This window comes from Pelomonas sp. V22, from assembly GCF_030014915.1.
GTDB lineage: Bacteria > Pseudomonadota > Gammaproteobacteria > Burkholderiales > Burkholderiaceae_C > JAUASW01.
The window spans coordinates 23,189-30,580 of sequence record NZ_JAGIXS010000009.1 but is presented as its reverse complement, the minus strand read 5'-3'; the positions used below and the strand labels follow the sequence as shown (position 1 = coordinate 30,580).

7 protein-coding genes and 1 pseudogene are annotated in these 7,392 nt (G+C 62.5%); all 8 read left to right on the top strand.

The features are described from left to right. Positions 1-1,073 (top strand): hypothetical protein (locus tag J7U46_RS22580; protein WP_282829510.1); only part of this gene is annotated, 1,073 nt, incomplete at its 5' end. A gap of 93 nt (positions 1,074-1,166) precedes the next feature. Next, positions 1,167-1,640 carry a DUF4258 domain-containing protein gene (locus J7U46_RS22575; RefSeq protein ID WP_282829509.1) on the top strand — a complete coding sequence of 158 codons (474 nt, stop codon included), beginning with the start codon at positions 1,167-1,169 and terminating at the stop codon, positions 1,638-1,640. A gap of 73 nt (positions 1,641-1,713) precedes the next feature. Further along, positions 1,714-2,292, top strand: a complete 579-nt coding sequence (locus J7U46_RS22570) for a hypothetical protein (RefSeq protein WP_282829508.1) — start codon at positions 1,714-1,716, stop codon at positions 2,290-2,292. Between the two features lie 87 nt (positions 2,293-2,379). Continuing rightward, a pseudogene (locus J7U46_RS22565) lies at positions 2,380-2,532 on the top strand (DUF2130 domain-containing protein); the annotation flags it as partial. Between the two features lie 350 nt (positions 2,533-2,882). After that, on the top strand, positions 2,883-3,233 hold the full coding sequence (locus J7U46_RS22560) for a helix-turn-helix transcriptional regulator (RefSeq protein WP_282829507.1): 351 nt from the start codon (positions 2,883-2,885) through the stop codon (positions 3,231-3,233). Beyond that, positions 3,233-4,555, top strand: coding sequence for a type II toxin-antitoxin system HipA family toxin (locus tag J7U46_RS22555; protein ID WP_282829506.1), 1,323 nt, complete (start codon positions 3,233-3,235; stop codon positions 4,553-4,555). The genes J7U46_RS22560 and J7U46_RS22555 overlap by 1 nt, the downstream gene beginning before the upstream one ends. Before the next feature lie 424 nt (positions 4,556-4,979). After that, positions 4,980-6,017: an IS110 family transposase gene (locus J7U46_RS22550; protein WP_282829504.1), complete on the top strand. Its 1,038-nt coding sequence runs from the start codon at positions 4,980-4,982 to the stop codon at positions 6,015-6,017. Positions 6,018-6,387: 370 nt separating this feature from the next. Next, positions 6,388-7,347 (top strand): IS1595 family transposase, encoded by a 960-nt coding sequence (locus J7U46_RS22545; RefSeq protein WP_282829503.1) that lies wholly within the window; start codon positions 6,388-6,390, stop codon positions 7,345-7,347. The last annotated feature ends 45 nt before the right edge of the window (positions 7,348-7,392 follow it).

The following is a 7,392-nucleotide window of genomic DNA, read 5'->3' as shown; positions in this document are numbered from 1 at the left end:
TCTTCATGTCCGTCATTCTCCTAGTTGACGGACTTCACTACCTTTACGCTGGTACGGCTAGGAGGGGTCAGGTCAATAGCACGCCAAGTTCGGGCATCCTTCTCGACCATGCGCTCGAGGGCGGCACCCACAAGGTTCTTCAGGGACTATTCGATCAGCGGACAGACGCGCCCTCCCTGGAACTCGGAGAGCCTGAGGTCGGTTGGACTGAAAGCGGCTTGACGTACGAGCAAATCGCCACAACGGCGCTCGCAGAAAGCGTTGAGACGGCCTACGAGTTCGCTTATTTCGGGCACCTCAATACCGACGTGAGCGACTGGGACAGCGAGTCCACGCCAGCCTGGATCACGCGGGTACTCGTTGACTTGGGCAACTCGGAGTTCGTCGCGGAATGGGAGGAATACTCCAAGTGCAAGGAGAGCATCCGACGTTGCCAGCAGGTGTTTGAAGCAGCTCAAGCCCGATTGGTGCTTGAGGGCCTCGAAGCAGAGGGCGATCGTTTCATGGATTGGCACGGACCAAACACCCCTGGCCTGTCATTTCGGCAAATGTCACTGCTGTCCGGGATGACGGAGGCCAGCCTTCGAACGCTGGCGGGCGGCAAACGCCAAAACCCGTTGGTGACGCGCACGGAGGGCAGAAACGCATTCATCACCCCCGATGACGCAAAAGCCTGGCTGATCTCCAAGGGGCGATATGTGCCGATCAAGCACACAAGCCGACATGGGCGCCATGACCCGACCACGCATCGCTTTCAATCCGCAGACGAGTTGATTGTGTCCCTGAACCAGAGGTTGCGATTCCTGCTCTCAGAACCACACGCCGTCGCCCTTTCAGTGGCACTCCAAGCAATCGGCATTTCGGTTGTGTCTGGTCAACCCGGTGGCCTCGGACCTCACTTGGACATCCCCGAATCCGCACTGGACGACGCCAATCTGATGTCACGACTGGGGACCGTCCTGGCGCTGCCAGGGGAACTGCTCGCGCTTCGCGCAGCGGAGGTTCGTGCGGTCGAGCGGCTGCGCGCCATTGAGCGGCAGATCAAAGCCTTGGACGCAAGCACCGCCAAGTAGCCACCTGACATAGGGCCCTGCAACGGGTTCATTCGCTGTCAACGCCGCCCCCTCAACGGCGGCCTCTTCCATCCAGTTTTCAGGAGCGATGACATGACCACACTGAAGGGAATTCGCCAGCTTGCGTGGAGTCACGAGTTCGACCGTGCAGATGAGGCGCTAGGCACCCACTCCGGCCGCATCGAACGGGTTCGCCGCACGGCTGCACTTCGTCGCAGAGGCTGCCAGCCGGCAACGGCACTGCCAGCACCGACACGGGCTCCAGCAGTGGCGACCACAGAAGAGGTCGCTCCGAACGTTCCCGATTTGTCGAACCACGGCCTGAAAAGGTTGCAGCAGCGCGGAATCACCATGGATCAGGTCGTGACCATCCTGGACTACGGACGTGAGCAGCGCGCCTACGGCGCCTCGCGCTACTTCCTTGACAAAAAGAGTCGTGAGCTCCTGGCGGTGCACATGCCGACTGCGCTGCGCACGCTTCCTTCGCTGGACATTCAAGTCGTGGTGTCCGATCACGGAACTCTCATCACCGCAGCACACCGAACCAGGCGAATGCGAAGGCATTGACCCAGCTTACCGAACCGCCGTTCGTCGACCGACCAACCTCCTTCACCCAAAGCCAACCACGAGCAGCCATCAAATGAACCTGCCCAGTCTCATTCCCACTGCCGCGACTGTTGCCGAGCCCTACATCACCCTGAGGCGCGCGCATACCTCCCGAACATATGACTACGCCAAGCGCGGCATGTTCGACTTGCCAGTTTTTGAGTCCGAATTGCACGCACACAAGTGCAAGATCGGCGAGTCCTGGATCTACTTCGCCATTCCCGAGGGTGCCAATCCAAAGGCACTCCAGCCGCAAGATCGCCTCTATGTGGGCGCCCAGACTCAGGACCGCATGTTTCGCGGCGACAGGATGCGTGGCGAGAACTTCCACCACGCCCAAATGCGAGCCGGTAATGGCGTTGACACGCCACATGCGCTTCTGCTCAGCGGCAAGTCCATTGTGATTTTCCGTTCGGCTGCACATCGCCTTGCCGAGGTCATCGAAGCAGACCCGGCACATGCCCGCCTACGGACTCTCGCCGAGCAACCGAGAACCACGAGAAAGCACCTTGGCTGGTGGTACGAGCAATATGTGCTGCACTCGGAACCCGGCCAATGGCGGTGGAACACCGCGCCTGCAGACACCGCTTTGGGCCGCTTGTTCGGTCGCTGACATCTAGATCCACTCGAGCCGAATGGGCGGGTTGCGCGAATGGGCAGTCCGTCCTTCGGCCATGACTTTCTTAGGGAGAAATTTGAAATGCACGAGATCATGTGCCCGCACTGCAGCAAGGCCTTCAAAGTGGACGAGGCGGGTTACGCCAGCATCTTGAAGCAGGTACGCGACAAGGAGTTTGATGCCCAACTGCACCAGCGTCTGGCACTGGCCGAAGCCGACAAGCAATCAGCCGTTGGCCGAGGCCACGCTGGACAACGCGATCCTGAAAGAGATCAACGCAAAAAAAAGTGGTGAGCCCGCTGGCTCGACTTGCCCAGGTCGCCTTCGCTCGCGAGCGTGGCCTGAGTCTGCGCCGGGCTTGCGGGCTGGTCGGCATGGCTGCTGGGTGTCCGCCGCGCGTGCGGGAAATCAAGTTTCTCGGCGTTGCACTGCCGGACGGTCCGGCCACTCGATCCATGGCCGAATGCCTACGCATAAACATTGTTTTTGCAACAACAACAAGAAAAAGCCCCATTAAACATTGCAATTGCATTTATTAAACTGAGCACTAATAAAAACTTGCAAAACAACGATAAGAGGTACATTTGCTCTATACGATTGACAAACAAATGATTAACAGAGCAACAGAAGTAACGGTCGACGAACTGCAGGCGCAGTTGGGCGAGCAGGTGCGGCGCGCACGGGTGGCGGCGGAGCTGATGCAAGCTGAGCTGGCCGAGCGGGCCAACGTAAGCCTGAGCGCGGTGAGTTCCCTGGAGAAGGGCCGGGCTGTGAACACGCACACCCTGATCGCCGTGGTCAAAGCGCTGGGCCTGGAGGACTGGCTGCACAACCTGAGCCCCGAGGTCACCGTGAGCCCCCTGCACATGGCAGCAACCGGGAACGCGGCGCCCCGCCAGCGCGTGCGTCGCCCGAGCAACAAGCGGAACAGCTGATGGCCACCTCGAAGAAATCCTCAAGCACCTACAAGCCGCTGATGGCCGTAGACGTCCTGCTGTGGGGCCAGCGCGCGGGCGCGGTTGCCCAGGCGACGAACATGCGCACGTTCGCCTTCCAGTACGACCCCAAGTGGCTCGCCACCCGCATCGAGCCCTCGCCGCTGATGATGCCGCTGCGCCAGGCGCCCTACGTGTTCCCGAACCTGCCGGTCGAGACATTCAAGGGGCTCCCAGCCATGATCGCTGACGCATTGCCTGACCGCTTCGGCAACGCAGTGCTGGACAGCTGGTTGGCCAGCAAGGGCGTTCGACGCGAGGACATCACCGTGATTGACCGGCTCGCCTACATGGGCAGTCGCGGCATGGGCGCCCTCACCTTCAAGCCCACGCGCGGCGGGTCAGAAACCAAGTCCTCGATCATCGAAGTGGCCAAGCTAGCCCATCAGGCCCGCGAGGTCATCACCGGCACGCTCGCCGATCCGAACGACCCTGAAGCCCTGTCCCTGCGCGAGCTGATGCGGGTGGGATCCAGCGCCGGCGGCGCGCGCGCCAAGGCCATCGTGGCCTACAACCCGGACACCGGGCAGCTGCGCTCTGGCCAGGTGGACGCCCCCGAGGGCTTCAGCCACTGGCTGCTCAAACTTGACGGGATCGACCGGGATGCCAAACTCGAAGCGCCGCAGACCTATGGCCGCGCCGAATACGCCTACTTCCTCATGGCCCGGCAAGCCGGCATCGACATGAACGAGTGCCGGCTGATCCACGATGCGGAGCGGGCGCACTTCATCACCAAGCGATTCGACCGCGTGGGCAATGAGCGGCTGCACATGCAATCACTGTGCGCGATGGCACACCTCGACTTCAACCTGGTCCGAGGGAACTCCTACGAGCAGCTCTTTCAGGTCATCGAATCCCTGAACCTTGGCCTGGACGCCCGCCGGCAGGCCTTCCTTCGGATGGCCTTCAACGTCGCCAGCGTGAACCACGACGATCACACGAAGAACGTGGCCTTCCTGATGGACCAGAAGGGCGAGTGGAGCCTGGCACCTGCCTACGACATGGCCTTCAGCTTCGACCCCAACAACACCTGGTTGCGCCAGCACCTGATGAGCGTGGATGGGGAGGTGCTGGGCATCACGCGCGAGAACCTGATGAAGGTGGCGGATCGCTACGGCGTTCCCGGCGCCAAGGCGCTGCTGCAGCAGGTCCTGGCCGCGGTGGACGATTGGCCTGCATTTGCCAAGGTTGCCGAGGTTGGCGGCGACAAGACCAAGGCCATCCACGAGGCAACTCAGGCCGCCATGCAGCCCTTGCGATAGCCTCGATAGCCTGGGCCCGGCCGTTCAGCCCAGGTTCCAGAAGCCGCTCGGTACTGGAAGGCACCATCGATGATGGCCCAGACGTGCGAAGCCAAGAACATTTCAGTCGGCCGCACCAAGGCACTGAGGCCGAGCGGCTGTTTTGCGCTAGCCAACGTGAGTTGGGTTCACTCGGATGCGCGACATAGCCATAGGCTACATACCTCTGGCGCGATTACGAGAGCCATAGAATGACTTCGACGTTGCTCTGCGGCGTCCCTGCTTTTCCTCCCTGAGCAGGAGCCTGACTTGATGACAGCGAAAAGGCATTGAGCCCTGGCCGGTGGTCAGGGCTTAATGAGATGGTCACCCCATCTCTGTGTTTGCCCCGAACACCCCGGTGACATAAGTTGCCGGGGTGTTCTTCTTTGTGGCGGAGGTCATCATGGACTCTGTGACGCTGGTCGGCATCGACCTGGGCAAGCACTCTTTTCATCTGCACGGTCAGGACCGCAAGGGCCAAGCCGTGTTCCGCAGGAAGCTCAACCGCAAGCAGTTCCTGGAGTTCTTCGCCAAGTTCCATCCCTGTACAGCCGTGATGGAGGCTTGCGCCGGGGCCCACTACCTGGCGCGCAAGCTCATCGCAATGGGCCACGACGTCAAGCTCATCTCGCCGCAGTACGTGCGTCCGTTCGTGAAGGGCAACAAGAACGACTTCATTGACGCCGAGGCGATCTGCGAAGCCGCCTCAAGGCCCACGATGCGCTTCGTGCCGCCCAAGACGGAGGGCCAGCAGACGCTGTCGACGCTGCACCGCGTGCGCGAATCACTGGTCCACGACCGCACCAAGACGGCCAACCAGATGCACGGCTTCTTGCTGGAGTTCGGCATCAGCCTGCCCGTCGGCTTCGCCGTCATCAAGAGGCTGCCCGCCTTGATGGCAGAGCATGAAGACCTGCCGCCACAACTCATCCTTGTGCTGCACAGGTTGCACGAGCATTTCAAGTACCTGGACGACCAGATCGCCGAGATCGAGAAGCAACTGGGGCGCCAGGTCCGCCAAGACGAATTGGGCCAGCGACTCATGACGCTGCCCGGCGTAGGCCCCATCACCGCCAGCGTGCTTGCAGCCGAGATGGGCGACGGACATCAGTTCGCCGCCAGCCGCAACTTCGCCGCCTCGCTGGGCCTGGTGCCGCGCCAGTACAGCACCGGCGGCAAGGCCACGCTGCTGGGCATCAGCAAACGCGGCGACAAGAACCTGCGACGGCTGCTCGTGCAGTGCGCCCGCGCCTTCATGCTGCGCTTAGACAAGGACACAAGCCCCCTGGCCGACTGGGTGCGCTCGCTGCTCACGCGCCGCCACTCCAACATCGTGGCCTGTGCGCTGGCCAACAAGCTCGCGCGCATGGCCTGGGCCTTGGCACGTGGGCACACAGTCTACGAACCCAGCCATCTCAAGCCTGACTTGGCAGCAGGCTGAACGACGCCCTTCCTTCAACGAACACCCAACGGGTTTTGCGACCGCTGTAGCAGTGATGACGTGAACGGCCCATTCGGCCTGGCAGGCATCCAGACAAAGAAATCGGCTCTTGAAGCCGCGGGCTTTTTAGGGACTGCCAGGCGCGACTCTCATCGTGGCGCGGGGACTATTCATCCCCACTCAGACGCCGGATAGATTTACGCAAGCCACCTTCACCTCGGAGCCGCCCCAGCCCTTGCAATAACGGGGGTGACCATAGATTTTCTTTGGCTCTTTGCCCGTTCGGTAGTGACGGGCTCACGCCATGAGCCAGCGAGCGGGCATTGTGACCAGGGTACGGCGGCAAGCCGGGAACGTCCTGGAGTGAGCGATGCGGGAACAAGACTGGAAGCGGTGGCTGGAGCGCCTGCAGGAGCTCAGCCCCGGGCAGCGCCAGGCGCTGATGGCGCAGTTGCATACGCCCGACGAGCGTCAGCAGGTGCAAGAGCAGATTGACCAAGCGGGCGGGACGCCCGTCGGCTGCCCGCACTGTGCGGGCGAGCGTGTGGTGCGCAACGGGCAGGCCGACGGACTGCAGCGCTACAAGTGCCGAGGCTGCGGCAAGACGTTCAACGCCCTGACGGCCACGCCGCTGGCGCGGCTTCGTCAGCGTCACAAGTGGCTGGAGCAGGCCCGGGTTCTCGACGAGGGCTTGAGCGTGCACCAGGCGGCCGAGCGCCTGCAGGTGGCGCCCAGCACCGCATTCCGCTGGCGCCACCGCTTCCTCAGCCTGGCGCAGCAGGCCAAGTCGGCGCTGCTCAGCGGCATCGCCGAGGCTGACGAGACCTTCATCCTGCGCTCAGCCAAAGGGCAGTGCGTGAGCGGGCGTAAGCCCCGGCGCCGTGGCGGCCACGCCAGCACCCGAGGCACCAGCGACGACCATGTTCCCGTATTGGTGGCCCGAGACCGCTCTGGCGGCAGCACCGACTTCATCCTCGGGCGCGCCTCCAAGCGCGAAATCCTGGCCTCGCTTGCCACCGTGCTCGCCCCAGACGCCGTGCTGTGCACCGATGGCAGCTCCGCCATGGCCACGGCCGCCATCGCAATGGGCATCGAGCACCATGCCTTGAACATGAGCACCGGCTCGCGCGTACACGGAGCCTGGCACATCCAGAACGTCAACGCCTACCACTCGCGCCTCAAGGGCTGGCTGCGGCGCTTCCGTGGCGTGGCGACCAGCTACCTGCACCACTACCTGGGCTGGTTTCGTGTCGTTGACCGCTGCGCTCCCGCCCACCTGCCCCCGGAACAATTCCTCAGCCTCTCCCTCGGACGATTTGCTCATCCATAGGCAATGCGCAAAGAGCCTTTTCTTTGCTGGCGCCTGCAAGGCGCC

What these genes read in the sequence shown, in the direction of transcription:
- J7U46_RS22555 (WP_282829506.1), top strand. Translation starts at nt 3,233, where the DNA reads ATGGCCACCTCGAAGAAATCCTCAAGCACCTACAAGCCGCTGATGGCC.
- J7U46_RS22550 (WP_282829504.1), top strand. Translation starts at nt 4,980, where the DNA reads ATGGACTCTGTGACGCTGGTCGGCATCGACCTGGGCAAGCACTCTTTT.
- J7U46_RS22575 (WP_282829509.1), top strand. Translation starts at nt 1,167, where the DNA reads ATGACCACACTGAAGGGAATTCGCCAGCTTGCGTGGAGTCACGAGTTC.
- J7U46_RS22545 (WP_282829503.1), top strand. Translation starts at nt 6,388, where the DNA reads ATGCGGGAACAAGACTGGAAGCGGTGGCTGGAGCGCCTGCAGGAGCTC.
- J7U46_RS22570 (WP_282829508.1), top strand. Translation starts at nt 1,714, where the DNA reads ATGAACCTGCCCAGTCTCATTCCCACTGCCGCGACTGTTGCCGAGCCC.